12 protein-coding genes are annotated in these 14,589 nt (G+C 40.3%); 8 read left to right on the top strand and 4 right to left on the bottom strand.

The window, feature by feature from the left end; translation table 11 throughout:
• Positions 1-683 precede the first annotated feature (683 nt).
• Both AAG747_RS08550 and AAG747_RS08545 read left to right on the top strand, forming a co-directional pair.
• Positions 684-3,197 carry a M14 metallopeptidase family protein gene (locus AAG747_RS08550; RefSeq protein WP_346820738.1) on the top strand — a complete coding sequence of 838 codons (2,514 nt, stop codon included), beginning with the start codon at positions 684-686 and terminating at the stop codon, positions 3,195-3,197.
• A 382-nt stretch (positions 3,198-3,579) separates the two neighbouring features.
• Entirely contained in the window at positions 3,580-4,371 is a 792-nt protein-coding gene (locus AAG747_RS08545) for a class I SAM-dependent methyltransferase (protein WP_346820737.1), read from the top strand.
• 2 nt (positions 4,372-4,373) lie between these two features.
• Here the strand turns inward: AAG747_RS08545 and AAG747_RS08540 are convergent, their stop codons facing one another.
• Together AAG747_RS08540 and AAG747_RS08535 are read right to left on the bottom strand one after the other, a co-directional pair.
• Entirely contained in the window at positions 4,374-4,814 is a 441-nt protein-coding gene (locus AAG747_RS08540) for an arsenate reductase/protein-tyrosine-phosphatase family protein (RefSeq protein ID WP_346820736.1), read from the bottom strand.
• An 88-nt stretch (positions 4,815-4,902) separates the two neighbouring features.
• Positions 4,903-5,307, bottom strand: a complete 405-nt coding sequence (locus AAG747_RS08535) for a hypothetical protein (RefSeq protein ID WP_346820735.1) — start codon at positions 5,305-5,307, stop codon at positions 4,903-4,905.
• A 396-nt stretch (positions 5,308-5,703) separates the two neighbouring features.
• Between AAG747_RS08535 and AAG747_RS08530 the strand changes: the two genes are divergently transcribed.
• Positions 5,704-6,174 carry a BT0820 family HAD-type phosphatase gene (locus AAG747_RS08530; protein ID WP_346820734.1) on the top strand — a complete coding sequence of 157 codons (471 nt, stop codon included), beginning with the start codon at positions 5,704-5,706 and terminating at the stop codon, positions 6,172-6,174.
• 277 nt (positions 6,175-6,451) lie between these two features.
• Positions 6,452-7,324: a CHAD domain-containing protein gene (locus tag AAG747_RS08525; RefSeq protein WP_346820733.1), complete on the top strand. Its 873-nt coding sequence runs from the start codon at positions 6,452-6,454 to the stop codon at positions 7,322-7,324.
• Here the strand turns inward: AAG747_RS08525 and AAG747_RS08520 are convergent.
• Positions 7,305-7,976 (bottom strand): nitroreductase family protein, encoded by a 672-nt coding sequence (locus AAG747_RS08520; protein WP_346820732.1) that lies wholly within the window; start codon positions 7,974-7,976, stop codon positions 7,305-7,307. The two genes, AAG747_RS08525 and AAG747_RS08520, sit on opposite strands and share 20 nt — an antisense overlap.
• A 376-nt stretch (positions 7,977-8,352) precedes the next feature.
• On the opposite strand from AAG747_RS08520, the gene AAG747_RS08515 reads away from it, so the two are divergent.
• From AAG747_RS08515 to AAG747_RS08500, 4 genes are all read left to right on the top strand, one after another.
• Positions 8,353-9,549 carry a DNA recombination protein RmuC gene (locus AAG747_RS08515; protein WP_346820731.1) on the top strand — a complete coding sequence of 399 codons (1,197 nt, stop codon included), beginning with the start codon at positions 8,353-8,355 and terminating at the stop codon, positions 9,547-9,549.
• 267 nt (positions 9,550-9,816) lie between these two features.
• Positions 9,817-10,890 carry an OmpA family protein gene (locus AAG747_RS08510; protein WP_346820730.1) on the top strand — a complete coding sequence of 358 codons (1,074 nt, stop codon included), beginning with the start codon at positions 9,817-9,819 and terminating at the stop codon, positions 10,888-10,890.
• 75 nt (positions 10,891-10,965) lie between these two features.
• Positions 10,966-11,445: a C40 family peptidase gene (locus tag AAG747_RS08505; protein ID WP_346820729.1), complete on the top strand. Its 480-nt coding sequence runs from the start codon at positions 10,966-10,968 to the stop codon at positions 11,443-11,445.
• Between the two features lie 405 nt (positions 11,446-11,850).
• Positions 11,851-12,024 (top strand): hypothetical protein, encoded by a 174-nt coding sequence (locus tag AAG747_RS08500; RefSeq protein WP_346820728.1) that lies wholly within the window; start codon positions 11,851-11,853, stop codon positions 12,022-12,024.
• Positions 12,025-12,070: 46 nt separating this feature from the next.
• Here the strand turns inward: AAG747_RS08500 and AAG747_RS08495 are convergent, their stop codons facing one another.
• Complete coding sequence (locus AAG747_RS08495; protein ID WP_346820727.1) at positions 12,071-14,350, bottom strand: patatin-like phospholipase family protein; 2,280 nt, start codon at positions 14,348-14,350, stop codon at positions 12,071-12,073.
• Between the last annotated feature and the right edge of the window lie 239 nt (positions 14,351-14,589).

Genomic DNA, 14,589 nt, shown 5'->3' with positions numbered 1-14,589 from the left:
TCTATTGTTTTACATACTCCCTTCTACTTTCTATTAAAAAGCAACGTTGATCTGTGAGTCAAGAATAAAAGAAGTAGGAACCTTTATGTTTTCCAGCTATTCGGGCCAGGATACAAAAGTAACGGTTATTTATAAATACTTTTCTTTATCTAAGTGGAATCAGGCAATTTAACGAACGATTTTTTCTATTCTTAAGATCTTGCGGCTTTCATAAAATAAAAAGTTTCTTATCCAAAAAATTGCACACGCTGCTAATTGATTTACAAGGGTTTTCCACTGTCTGTAAAGACCTATACAGAATTGCTTTCATCCACTTAAAAAGATTTTATCGACTCCTCCCAAAAACTCAAACCGTACCCGGTCTAAAACAAGTGCGATACCACCCGGAATGAATCTGGAAATGTACTATTTTATTTTGATAATCAATGAAGTACTTTGAATAATTATATAATTTCCTGACTAAGTCATCCGGTAATGGCCGGACTAAAAAAGCAAGATGGCTGAAAAGTTCTCAAATGCTTTCTACGCCTTGCCGATTAATTATTAAAGTACTTCCTATCACAGCTATTGAAATTTCACTCCGGCATGCGGCTAATATCCGTTGCATTCGGTTATTTTGTTCAGGAGTTTGTATCTTTTCATAAAAACTGCGGGTTCCCCAAACATAAAAATACCTTAAACCTATGAACAAATATTTGCTATTGCTGTATTTTCTTTGCTCTGTACTTTTTTCATATGCACAAGCTTTACAGTCCCCCAGTGCCTTTTTACATTATCCACTAGGCCAACAGTTCACCTTTCATCATCAGGTCATCGATTATTTCGAACATATTGATGCCCTCTCCCCCCGGGTAAAAGTGGTCCGGTATGGAGAAACCTACGAAGGCCGCCCTTTACTTCTGGCATTCATTTCTTCTCCTGAAAACCTACAAAACCTTGAACAGATTCGCTTAAAGCACCTTTCCAAGATAAAGCTGAGCCATGAAGCAGCTGTTGCCAAAGAAATTCCCATTGTATGGCTGAGTTATAATATTCATGGCAATGAAGCCGCCGGTACTGAAGCCGCCATGAAAGTCCTTTACTCTTTGGCGACCGGTGAAAACCAGGACATCGCAACTTGGCTGGACAATACCTTGGTGGTAGTAGACCCTTGTGAAAACCCCGATGGCCGTGAAAGGTATGTCAATTGGTATCGCCAGACAAGCCATACGCATCCCAACCCTGAGATAAGTGCCAGTGAACATTGGGAGCCTTGGCCTACCGGGCGGTTCAACCACTATTTATTTGATTTAAACCGGGACTGGCTATGGCAAACACAACAAGAAAGTGCCTGCCGGACTAAAATTTACCAACAATGGATGCCTCATGTGCATGTGGATTTGCATGAAATGAGCAGTGGAAATTCTTATTTTTTTGGCCCGGCAGCCGCACCGCTACATCCAGCCATCTCCCAGTGGCAAAAAGAGTTTCAACAACATGTTGCCCAAAATCACAGCAAGTATTTTGACCAAAACAATTGGCTTTATTTCTCTAAAGAAGTATTTGATTTGTTCTACCCCAGCTATGGAGATACCTGGCCCACTTTTCAAGGTGCAGTCGGCTTTACTTACGAACAATCAGGACATGGAAAAGCCGGACGCATATTGCAAGACGCTCAAACGGGTATCCCATTGACGTTGGCAGACCGTATGCTTCATCATTATGAAGCCAGTTTATCTACCATCGAGTCCGCGTATTTACATAGGGAACAGTTGCTTCAAGAGTTTGAAAAGTACTTTCAAACCCAGCCCACTCCGACAACCTATGTAATCAAAAATACCAACCCGGAAGGAAGGATCAAAGACTTTCTGACCTTATTGGATAAACAAGGAATTCGCTACGGACATCCTCAAGGGAATAGCCATATCAAAAACTTGAGAGGCTTCCATTATAAAACTAATACAACCAAAAACCTTTCACTCGACCCTAAGGATATTGTCATTTCCACCCTCCAACCCAAAGCACAGTTGTTACAAGTTGTGATGGACCCTCATCCTGAACTGGAAGATTCGCTCACCTATGACTTAACTTCTTGGGCATTGCCATATGTGTATAATTTGGATGCCTATCAACTTAAGGGTGAAAAAGCATTTGTTCCTAAGGAAGGAAGCTTACCTCCCTTTACTGAAAACAAAGGTATTGAGGAAAATAGCTATGCCTATATTGTCCATTGGGATGCTTTGGGAAGTGTACACTTTTTGGCTGCAGTACTTCAGCAAACTATCAATGTCAGATTTGCCATGGAGCCTTTCAGTATAAATGGCATAGAATACCAACGAGGAAGTTTGGTCATTACTCAAGCCGACAATGGGCACCTGGAAGAGCCTTTGGGAAAAGTAGTACGAGAAGCAGCCGATCAAAGTAAAGTTCAACTACACAGTACATCTACGGGATTTATGCATTCGGGCAAGGATTTAGGCTCCGGGTATATGACCTATATTTCCAAGCCATCCATTGCTTTAATCAGCGGTCCGGAAGTTTCCCCCACGGCCTTTGGAGAGCTTTGGCACTACTTTGAACAAGACCTGCAATTTCCCGTCACCAACTTGCGCACCGACTATTTGGAAAAAGTAGATTTAAGCAAATTCAATGTCCTTATTCTTCCTTCCGGAGATTATCAGGAATACCGGGAGTTGCTATTAGATTTTACCTCCAAAGGAGGCCGGTTGATTGTTTTGGAAAAAGCCATTCAAAGCACCTTGACTTCCAAAACCAAGCTTTTCCAGCGAATGGAAGCCGACCAGGCTTCGGATAACAAAACCCAACCGTCAAACGATCAACTGTTAAAAAAATATGGGAATACCCAACGTGAAGGGATTTCTTCCAGCGTACCGGGTAGTATTTACAAAGTTTACCTGGATGAAACCCACCCACTTAGTTTTGGAGAAGGCTCCTATACCTTCAGTATGAAACGCAATGCCAAAGCTTACCCTTATTTATCATCGGGCGGCTGGAATGTAGGAGTGATTAAAGAGGCTGAGCCTGTAAGCGGGTTTACCGGGCACAAAGTAAAGCAACAACTAAAAGCCTCCCTGGTGATCGGTACGGAAAGTTATGGCAGTGGCCAGCTTGTCTATTTTGCCGACTCTCCTGTATTCAGAGGGTTTTGGTACAGTGGCAAAATCTTATTGGCCAATGCCGTATTTTTTAATTGGTAAAAAGGGAAAAATATACGGCAATATAGCAACAGCGTATGTTTAGCATTTTCCCAATTTAGGATCATTCAAAATAAACAGAGTCAGGATGTAAAACAACCTGACTCTACCACAATTTATCCTATGATAGTAATATTAGCGGAAAATACGCTTTACTGAAAGTTTAAATCCCGACAAAACTAGAAGAAACCCCTTGAATACTGGCAACAGGCGAAATAACATATTATGACCATTGTGTAAACCCTGCATTAAGTATTTTGAAAAAAATCTTACAGAAATCACTTTGAAAGCAAATAATTAATACCGCTCAATTTATATTTGCTCCTTGCAGAAATTGCTTCAAACACCCGAATGAATATAATCATCACAAACGGACTCAAACTTCATGGCATTTGACTTTCATAAAGACCGGAGCATCTATTTCGAATACCTGAGAAAAGCTACCCTCAACCATGTCATTCCCTTTATACGCGAGCGGTATGACCTCCCTACAAAGGCAAAAATCCTGGAGATTGGCAGTGGAGACGGAGGAGTGTTAAAAGGCTTCTTAGAAGCGGGCTGTCAAGTATATGGCGTTGAGTTGAACCCAACCATGTATGCTTCCGCTCAACGGTTACTTCAAAAAGAGATGCAAGAAGGCCTGGTACACTTAATCCATAAAAATATCTTTGATGTTGATTTTGAGGAGGAACTGCCCGTAAGGTTTGACCTCATCGTATTAAAAGATGTGATTGAACATATTCATCATAAGCCTCAACTTTTTGAACTGCTAAAGAAGATCCTGGCACCCAACGGTCATGTATTTTTTGGCTTCCCCCCTTGGCAAATGCCTTTTGGCGGCCATCAGCAAATTTGCCAAAACAGCCTGCTTAGCAAACTGCCGTATTACCACTTACTTCCTGCGTTTTTCTACAAATCGCTGTTGAGTTCAATGGGAGAAAGCGAAGGGACAGTGCGAGAATTATTGGATATCAAACAAACAGGCTTGTCGATAGAGCGTTTTGAAAAACTGGCTAAAAAATCTGATTTTCAAATTACCCACCAGCGTTTTTATTTAGTCAACCCTATTTATGAATACAAATTCCGGTTAAAGCAACGCCAACAAATTCCTCTGGTAAACCACCTCCCTTTTCTGCGTAATTTCTTAACCACTTGTGCTTATTATCTTGTAAAATAAACTTACTGACCAAACATCCGATCGATTAATAATTTTATCGCAGGTAAAGCCTCTTCGGGAGTTGTGCGGTCCACATCGTGTACCTTCCAAAACTCCACGCCGGATACATACTGCGGGTAATACCGCTGAAACATTTTCCGGTGCTCAGTTTCATCCAATGCGATGACTTTGCTTGCCTTTTGCAAGTCTGCCATTAGTAGTTGCCGGGGGTATCGTTGATTAGTTTCCAGAGGTATCTCTAGCTGCTTGAGGTAGGCGAGTACTTCCTGAGACAAAGCTCCTTTTTTGCGGTTGCGTGCCATAAAGACTTCCAGCCCACGGGAAAAAGCTTTTTGCGTACCTCCCATTTGAGTCGTCAGAAAGTTGAAATAATACTCGGCAAAACGACTTCTATAAAAATTACCGGTACAGATGAAAAGGATATATTCTGTTTGTGTGTACATGGGCTGGTAAAAGATGATATTTTAATAAATACGAGTCCGGTAGATTCGGCAAAGGACCTCTCGTTTCAATTCGGAAGAGCCGCCCCTTTTATTGCTCTAATTGATTAGAGGATCCGTTATCTTCACTGAGAGCTTTCAAACGTTCTTCGGAAATTTTGAGGTTGATGTTTGTCACCAAGTTTTCTGCCTGATGTTTAAATTTGCGTTTAATGCCTAATTTCAGTTCTCCGGAAGAGCTGGAAGGAAACTTTTCGAAGGCTTTCAGACTGTGAGCATGCAAAATAATTTTATTACCAAAAATACTTTTGGCTAAGTGTGCCGAAGATAAATACTTCAATGGAATATCAATACTCTGAACCCCGGACTTAATCACCCCAAAAAAACTATCTTTCGTTTCAAATTCTAAAAAAACACTTTCATTTTCCAAGCGCAAGATGCCTCGGGTTTCTGCAAAACCATCGTATAACTCAATTCTAAAAGGGACACTTTCCATAAACTTCACTAATTATTGGATTCTTCTCTTTGTTCGTTTCTTTAATCAACAAGCTATTTATTATTTTGCAGATTAAAAAAATTACTACACTGAAGCGGAGGGCATTTTATTATCTATACGTCCCCTCCAAGTCAAAAGATAGTCAGTCTGATTAAACGTATATGTAAACTTCATCATTGATAGCGGAAATGGCCGGTTTAGGATTGATTTTTCAACCCAACAACTGAAATATAATCCTACCCTAAAGATAATTAATCCGGGCTTTTTTTACGAAGTATTTAACAGTCAACAAATCCATGCTTCTTATCCGGTCCAAGCTCAAAAAGCAAGATAGAAGCCTAAAAGCAACATTACAAATTTACCATTTAATCACTAGAGGTTTTTCTCAATAGCATTATGGAAGTAAACAAGCAACTTAAAATAGCTGTCGATTTTGACGGGACGATTGTAGAAAACAAGTATCCGGATATCGGTCCGGAAATGATTAATGCCTTTGAAGTACTCCGGGAAATGCAGGCACAAGGCCATCGCTTAATTCTTTGGACTTTCCGGCATGGGGAAGAACTGGAAGAAGCGGTAAAGTTTTGCCGCGACCGGGGTGTGGAATTTTATGCTGTCAACCACAGCTTTCCCAATGAAAGTTTTGACGCGGATTTATACAGCCGTAAAGTCGATGCCGATGTTTTTATTGATGACCGGAGTATCGGAGGATTTATTGGTTGGCAAAAAGTACGACAATTGCTCAATCCCAAATCGGGAGAGGCCAACTTTAAAGTGAAAGGGCATAAATTAAAGGTGTTGGATATTGAAGCACATTCCAATTACAACAAAAAACTCCCCTTCTATAAATGGCTTTTTAAAAAATAGTTTTTCATGGAAGGTTATATTCCAAATAATTACGCTTCCGGATACGTATTGCGAACTTACTCCCCCTCTTCTCTTTTTTATCTAAAAGGAAGGGGGAATTTTTTTATTCTTACTCTTCCTCAAATTACTGAAAAGGTCGCCCATTTTTCATAAAGAATATAACGGCCGGATAATACAGCATGAAATCAAATAAGGTCCGCGAAAAAGTTGAAGGCATCACGGCTTTAACTCCTTCGCAGCTTGAATGAATGGATATGGCTTACCTAACCTACCAATAATGATGACTGATATACATAAGAACACGGACAACCTTCAACTTTGGAAAAAACAATTTAAACGTATTTTCAAAAAGTTTAAAAAACGCTATCATCAAAGCCTCAAGTTCAAAGACATTGAAGATTTACACCAAACCAGAGTCCATTTACGCAAGTTATTGACATTGCTTAAATTTTTGATTCAAGAAGATACAAAAGACGAAAACACCGTAGCCGGCCGGTTTTACACAACGTTACAAAACATTGAAAAGGCTTTGGGAGAAATCAGGGACCTGGACGTCTTATTGGAAGATCTGCAACATTTAAAAGAGCAGGTCCCTGTTGACAAAGCACTGTTGAAAGTAATCAGAAAACTCCGTAAAATGAAACGACTTCAGATAGGTTTACAACTCCCAAATGACTATAATGAACCATTGATGTTACTTTGGGAAGATTTTATGTGTTTACATTTGCCCGGTTATATCTGCAAGTTGGATGCCCATGCAACCCTGCTTAAGCTTATGGCAAAATTTGACAGCAGATTACAGAAATACGAAACGATGAAAGAGCAACACGGAGAGCAAAGCCCGGAAACGCTGGAAGCACTACATGCCGTAAGGATACAAGCCAAAAAACTGCGATACACTTGTACTTATGTGGAATTTGCTTTGGATAAAAATTATGCTGAAGCAGCCCGTCAATATAAAAAGATCCAAAACTGGCTGGGAGAAATCAATAACCTGAAAGTGTATCGCAGCGAGATTAGTATGCTGTTAAATTACTATACCTATCTCGATTCGGAAAAAAGTCAAGCCTTGCTTCAACATTTGGATCATCAAATCCTGGTCAAGCAAGAAGAAGAAACCTTATCCGGTTTTACTCATAAAATTCAATGACCTGATCCACTTTTTTGCGGGTCAATTTCGGAACCTTCACTTGCTCAGGAGGATAACCCACCGGAATCAATAAAAAAGCTCTTTCATTTTCCGGGCGACTGAGCACTTTGGTTAAAAAATTCATTGGGCTGGGGGTATGTGTCAAAGCCACCAAACCCGCCTGATGAACCGCTGCCAACAAAAAGCCACAAGCCAAACCCACCGATTCGTTTACATAATAATTATTGTGCTTTTGTCCATCCTCATCTAACTCATACGCCCGTTTAAACACGATGATCAGCCAGGGGGCCTCTTCCAGAAAAGGTTTGTGCCAATCGGTAGCAAAAGGCTCCAGATCTTTTAACCAAGTATCCGACATTCGCCCATGGTAATTGGTATACTCCTCTTTTTCGGCAGCTTCCCGGATTTTGCTTTTCAATTCGGCATTGGATACGGCACAAAAAGTCCAGGGTTGCTTATGGGCCCCTGATGGAGCCGTAGAAGCCGTCATTACTATTTGTTCCATTACAGCCTTGGGTATCGGTTTGGAAGAAAACTGCCGTACCGTTCTGCGCTGCTCCATAAATTCATGAAATTCTTTCGCTCGTATTTCCATTTCTTCAGGCGGATAAGTATCCCGTACGTAAGGGACAAAATTTGCATCAGTGTTCATAAAAGGAGGGTTGTTTATTAAACATAAAAAAGCAATGCTCTGTCAAGCATAGTAAAATAAACAATTCTCAGAGAAGAAGAAACCTTATTTTAATTATGAAGTGAATTAACCTTTTTCTTTTTCCTAAAAAATGTTTCAAAAAGGCCTCCTCTGTCTTACTTTTCTCAACAATAGCTTTGGCTATTCTCTTCAAAAAGTGCCTTGATGAGCCGATTTTGATTCCATCTTCGGTCAAAAACTATACGTTTAAACCACTTCTATGCTTTATTTTTGTAATTTTGTTAACCTGAATAGCCTTAAATGTTTTAAAATTTATCATTTTCAACCTAATTGCAAAAATCTACCTACAAACTCACTATAAACCAGCGATTTACTTATGAATTCATTTGTCGTATTCATTATCGGTTTTGTTCTGGGAGGCGGTATCGTGTATATCATTCTCAGCATGGAAAAAAGGGCAAGATCCAATGTGGCCGGAGACCTGTACGAAAAACTCTTAACTGAAAAAAACCGGGAAATCGAATTGTTGTTAAAACAACTTCGGGAAGTATTTGGCGCCTTGTCCAATGAAGCACTTTCTCGAAATTCGCATGATTTCTTGCGCATCGCCAATGTGAAACTGAATGAGCAAATACAGTCAGGAGAAAAAGATCTGGAACACAAGAAAAAAAACATTGACGGATCGATCTCCGATATGCGTTCGGAATTGGATCAAATGCGCAGACTGATTATCGAACTGGAAAAAGACCGGGTACATAAATTCGGGCAGCTTTCCCAACAGTTAAAAGCCAGTGTAGAACAAACTACCCAATTACAAAGCACTACAGAACAGTTAAAAAACGCACTCACAAATACGAAGATACGAGGACAATGGGGGGAGCGCATGGCCGAAGATGTACTTCAATTGGCCGGCTTTGTAGAAGGCATTAATTACTTCAAACAAAAGTCATTGGCCAGTAATAACAAGCGCCCGGACTTTACCTTTATGTTGCCTCAGTCCCTCATTTTGAATATGGACGTAAAGTTTCCATTGGACAATTATTTGCGTTTTTTAAATGCTTCCACCGAACAGGAACAAAAGCAACATAAAGAGCAGTTTCTCAAGGATGTAAAGGCAAGGATCAAAGAAGTAACAACCAAAGATTATATCAACCCCGATGAAAACACCGTAGATTATGTGTTAATTTTTATTCCCAATGAGCAAGTCTACAGCTTTATCAACCAAGAGGGGCAAGAGATTTTGGAAGAGGCTCTTCGCAATAAAGTCATTATCTCTTCGCCTTTTACCTTGTATGCCATCTTGTCCATTGTGCGGCAGGCCATCGACAATTTTCAATTGGAACAAACCGCCTCACAAATTCTCTCTTTGATGGGAAGCTTCAAAAAGCAATGGGAAAAATTCACAATGTCGATGGAGAAGATGGGGAAAAAGATTGATGAAGCGAAAACCGAATACAGCTACCTGCTCTCTACCCGGAAAAACCAATTAGAAAAACCTTTGGAAAAAATTGAAGCCTTGAGGCAAAGTAAGGGCTTAGAAGCAGCCAAGGAAAGCCCTACCCTTGAGGCTTAATTTTTTTAAACCGGCATCCGGCAATGATCGAAATATAACCTTCCGACCTTGTCAGGTGCCGGCTGTACCTGGGCAGTCGCCCCTATTCCCACACCTGTTGCAGTACAAGCTCCTCAAAAGAATCCCTTCTACGGTATTTTTTTCATTATCTTCGTATAGAAACCCTCAATAATTTTAGGGAAGTCCTATTTTATCATATTTAGGTGTAATAATTGTTATAAAAATAAAACGAACTAATAAATAACTCAAACTAACAAAACAACCTGAATGCGATTTGGCAGACTCCATACTATATTTTCACTTTTATTCTTCACTGTTGTTGCCCCTCATTTTGCCCAGGCACAGACGGCAAACCTATATTCCGTTTCCGGCCAAATAATCACCGATACAGGCAAAAAAAAGAAAAAAACGCCTTTGGAGCAGGTACAGGTATTGGTTTACCGTGTAGAACAAGATACGAGCAGAGGCATTCGAAAATATTTGTTAGATAAAGAAACCCCGGCACAAAACACCGATCTCACAGGCAAGTTTTTTGTCGAACTTACCGGAGATCATGCCTATTGCCTTATTTTTTACAAAGAGGGCTATCAGGCACAAGAGCTTCACTTGAAAAAAAGGAGAATTAAAAGCGGAGAAGGAATCAGTATTGAAATTCCGATGCACCTGGGTACGGGATTGCTAGCCAAAGGGCAAGTAGTCAACCAAGCTAGTCAAAAGGGCATTACAAAAGCAGAAGTATTGCTTACCAATAAAAAAACAGGGGAGCGACTTGCCCTGTTCACCAATCCACAGGGACAATTCTACTTTCTTCTTTCTCCGGATCAAACCTACGACCTTTCGGCTTATAAGGCGTTCTATTTCAGCACTCCGGCACAACAAATCAGCACGAAGGGGATCACGGAAAAGGTGTTTTCACATACCATTGAGTTGAAAGAAATCAAGATCGGAGAGAAAATGGTGTTTAACGGAATGCTGTTTTCTGTAAACAGTAGCCATTTAAGCCGCCAAGGGCAAAATGTATTGCGTAAGGTGAGCGATATTTTAAAAGAAAATCCCGGTATTTCCATAGAAGTGGGATGCCATACGGACTCCCGGGGGGAAGATGAATATAACTTGGAGCTCTCTCAAAGCCAAGCAGAAGCTGCCAAAAACTTTATTAAAAACACGGGCATTCAAGTGCACCGGGTCAGTGCTGTTGGCTATGGAGAGCAACAACCCGTCAATGAATGTGTAAACGGGGTAAAGTGCTCTATGAAAAAACATAATGAGAACCGGAGGTTAGAAATAAAAATTACGGGAATTAACGAAGACACATCACAGCTTCTCGCTCCCAACTATTAACAATTCCAACCCTTATACTTTTTCAGGGCTCTTTTAAAACAAATCGCACGAGCCAAACCTTAAACCTGTACGAAATTGATTAAACTAAGCGGATTAGCTATTTTCACCAGTTTTCTATTTTGCTCAAAGCTTTTCCATACACCGGAAAAGAAAGAATTGGCAGATCCTGATAGCATAGTACAATTTGCTCAACAGCTATTGGGCACTCCTTATCGTTATGGCAGTGCCTCTCCAAAAGGTTTTGATTGTTCAGGCTTTGTATATTACGTATTCAAAAATTTTGATCTGGAAGTACCCAGGTCTTCGAAGTATTATCAAGGCTTTGGTAAGGATATTTCATTAGATGAAGCCCGGAAAGGAGATGTTATCGTATTTACCGGCACCAACTTGAAAAACAGGACCCCAGGTCATGTAGGGATCATTCTCAATGAAGAAGGTGATGAAATACAGTTTATACATGCGTCTTCTTCCAAAAAACACCCGGAGGTTTGCATCACGTATTTAAAGGAAGGACTTTACGCCAAACGCTTTTTAAAAGTCGTTCGGGTATTCTAAACTCAACGATTGATAAAATCAACCAGCACTTTTATTCCTCAAGATATCATCATTGCTTACGAAGTACACTTCCACCAGAACAATGGTGACTTGCAATCGTATTCAATAATACCGTTTTTATACAAGTTCAAAACATCCGCATTTCTCTCATAACTATTACTTTACGGGTAAGCCTCCCTTTCAAAAGACTTGCCCAGCCAACACATTACCGAATAGATTATGTAAATACACTACCCACTATTGCCGTACTATAAATACATACTTCAGGGAGCATTCTTTCATGAGGTAATTGCCACTTTGCAGCTTTTTCGTAAGGAATTCCAACACTGAAGTTAAGATGTATTGTCGTAGAAAGGTAATCGGTTCATCACGTACGTAAAACAAATTCACCTAATGCACAAAACCATGAAACTTTTCCCTAAACAACTAACCAGCATTGTACTTTTCGCTTTCTTGGTTTCTATTACATCAACCGGCTGTGTCAAGCGAAAACATAAGTTTGCCAAACAAAAATACCAGACCTTGGATCAACATACCGGTATCCCCAAAAAGCTCAGTAGAAAAGTAAAAACGGACTAAGGGTAAATTAAAATATTCGAAACAAAGGTGGGTGCTATTCACCCGCCTATTCCACTTCGTGGGTCAAAAGGTAGGACAGCTCCCGTGCTGCTTTTTTATTGTGTGTGGAATAAATGGCATTCAATACATCTTCTTTTTCTTTTTCGGAAAGCCTCCAACTCAAAGCCGCCCTTCTTTTTCCATGTTCATCCCCTCCGTTTTGATACTGGAATTCCAACAAGTATAATTTTCCGTCATACCAATTTTTAGCGTATTCAATGCTCTGATCGTTCGAAAGGTCTTGCAAATAGCTCAAGCTATGCCACACACTGTTCAATGGAGATAGTAATTCTTGTACCCAGGATTTTCTAGGATTTTGTGCAATATACCTCCCTTTCACCGAATCCCGGACGGAAATCACAATTACCCCAGAGGTATTTTGTTGAAGCCACTCTTTAAATACATTCAAAAAACGGACAGCATCATTGATACCATAATTATCCAGATAGCCGGAATCCATCACTTCCATGGCCGGATTGCTGGGCAAAACCACCGTAGGTGTAATATAAGGGAAAGTTGCATTCATTCTCAGCGCGGTAGTCAATCGCATATTTTGAGCACCTTGCTCTTCAAAAAAGCGGTTAAACTCAATCCCTTTCACTCCTCCGGGACTTTGTGCACCTCTTAACATATAAGATACTGGCTGAGAAGCGATATACAGCTTTCTCCCATCGTTCAGGATCGTTGGGGTAATCAACATCATGGGCACCTTAGCCTCTTGTTCAGGCAAGGCATAGCTGTCCAAAGGCTTGTCCAGAAAGTATTCCGTGTCTTTATTCCACTTATCTTCAATGGCATAGCCCCGGTCCTTAAAGTATGTTTTCCCATTGACATCAAAGCGATGAAAACGGAAAAACATATCTGCTGAAATCATTGAAAAGACCGTAGGGTTCAATTTATCACGGGAAATGCGCTCCAAATACCCTGGGTCGTATAAGTTGATCTCTTCCCCGTTTTGTTTTTTCAAGTATAATTCCCGGTAATACGCTGCACCAAACAACCCTCCTGAAGAACCCGTAATCAAAAAGGTATTTTGCATCAATTGCCCGTTTAAAGAGCTATCCAAATGCTGTAAAGTACGGATAGCCCATAGCGCAGAGCGCTGGCCTCCTCCACTAAAACACATCAGAATCATTTTGGGCTTTGTTTCCGGGGGGAATTTCGCCCGCCAATTGTTCAGCATTTGTAAGGTATGTTGTTTGTCTTCTGCCTGATGGGTACTGTTGGCTAGCTCATATACTCTACGGTTCGTATAAAGTGCTTTAGAACTGTAATCCATCCCAAATGCTTTGTGATAAGGATCCTTATAATCCCATTTAAAATAAAACAACAGGACAAAAAGCAATATGGCGGCAACACTTACCGACCAGCCTTTGAACCAGTAGGACAAGGCTCCGGATAACATCAATAAAATGGTGAATAATAATATTACGCTGGCCGCTGCCGGAATCTGTATCAATTCGTGATCACGGAATAAGCCTAATAACAGAATGAAAACAAACGAGACAAACGAAATGATGACAGCATTGAGTTGGGTTTGGTTAAAGATCTGCAATACCGTTTCCCTGTCAAAAGGATAAAAATGGTTGATCTTTTTCATTCGGAAAGGAGGGTGAAAGTAGAAATGAATGAAAATTTTATGGTTTTGAACATCATGCAAGCGGTTCATCACCTTCTGCCGTTGGATACGGTTTTTTTTCAATTTCTTATCCACATTCTCTGCCAAGTGCCGCAAGCGCCCCCGGTTACTCATCCGGAAGTAGCCGGTGATTAATAACAACATAAACACCAAACCTACCATAAAACCCGCTACCTGGGCGATCAGGCTTCCCATTTGGGCTTGTTCGTAGACTTTCTGAAACCATACGAATTGAGCGACATAATACACGATAAAAGCCAACGGAATCACACTGTTATTAAAACAAAAAATCAAGAAGGGGTAGCGAAAGTTGATTAGAAAACTGTAGCGGTAATTGTCAAGGATATAACAGGTGATATGATAGGCCATGATAAACAAACCTATGGCCATGCCCATGATAAAGAAACTGATAAAATTAACCTCTCCCCTGTACTCAGGGTCCAGAAATAAGGTGGGAATGCCTAATGTGGCCCCTATGTTTTCACTAATCACCCCGAACAAAACGATCCAATACAATAGAAGAATATGGTTTTGTTTGATACGGATGAAAAACAAATGTACCGGAAAGGTAAACACAATATGCTCCACTCCCCACTCATAGACGGTTGAAAAGAATCCCTGGTTGATATTTTTGACTAACTTTTCCACAATTCAATGCTTCCCCCTAAATTATCAGGTAGTGATGTGTAATTTATAAACGAGAGCTTTGCAGATAGGTTTTTGTTAGTTATTGAGTTTGGAAAGCTTTAACGACATCGCTTGAAGCACGTTCATCAGGTAGGCCCACTTGAAAAACAAAATGCCTTTTCACAAAATTCCTTCTCGAAATTTTGTGAAAAGGCGAGGCACTATTCTCCTCAATTCACCCTTAAAGTTTAACAAATATT

It is taken from the genome of Rapidithrix thailandica, from assembly GCF_039710355.1.
In the GTDB taxonomy this organism is placed as follows: Bacteria; Bacteroidota; Bacteroidia; order Cytophagales; family Flammeovirgaceae; genus Rapidithrix; species Rapidithrix thailandica.
This window is presented reverse-complemented; position numbering and strand designations above follow the sequence as displayed.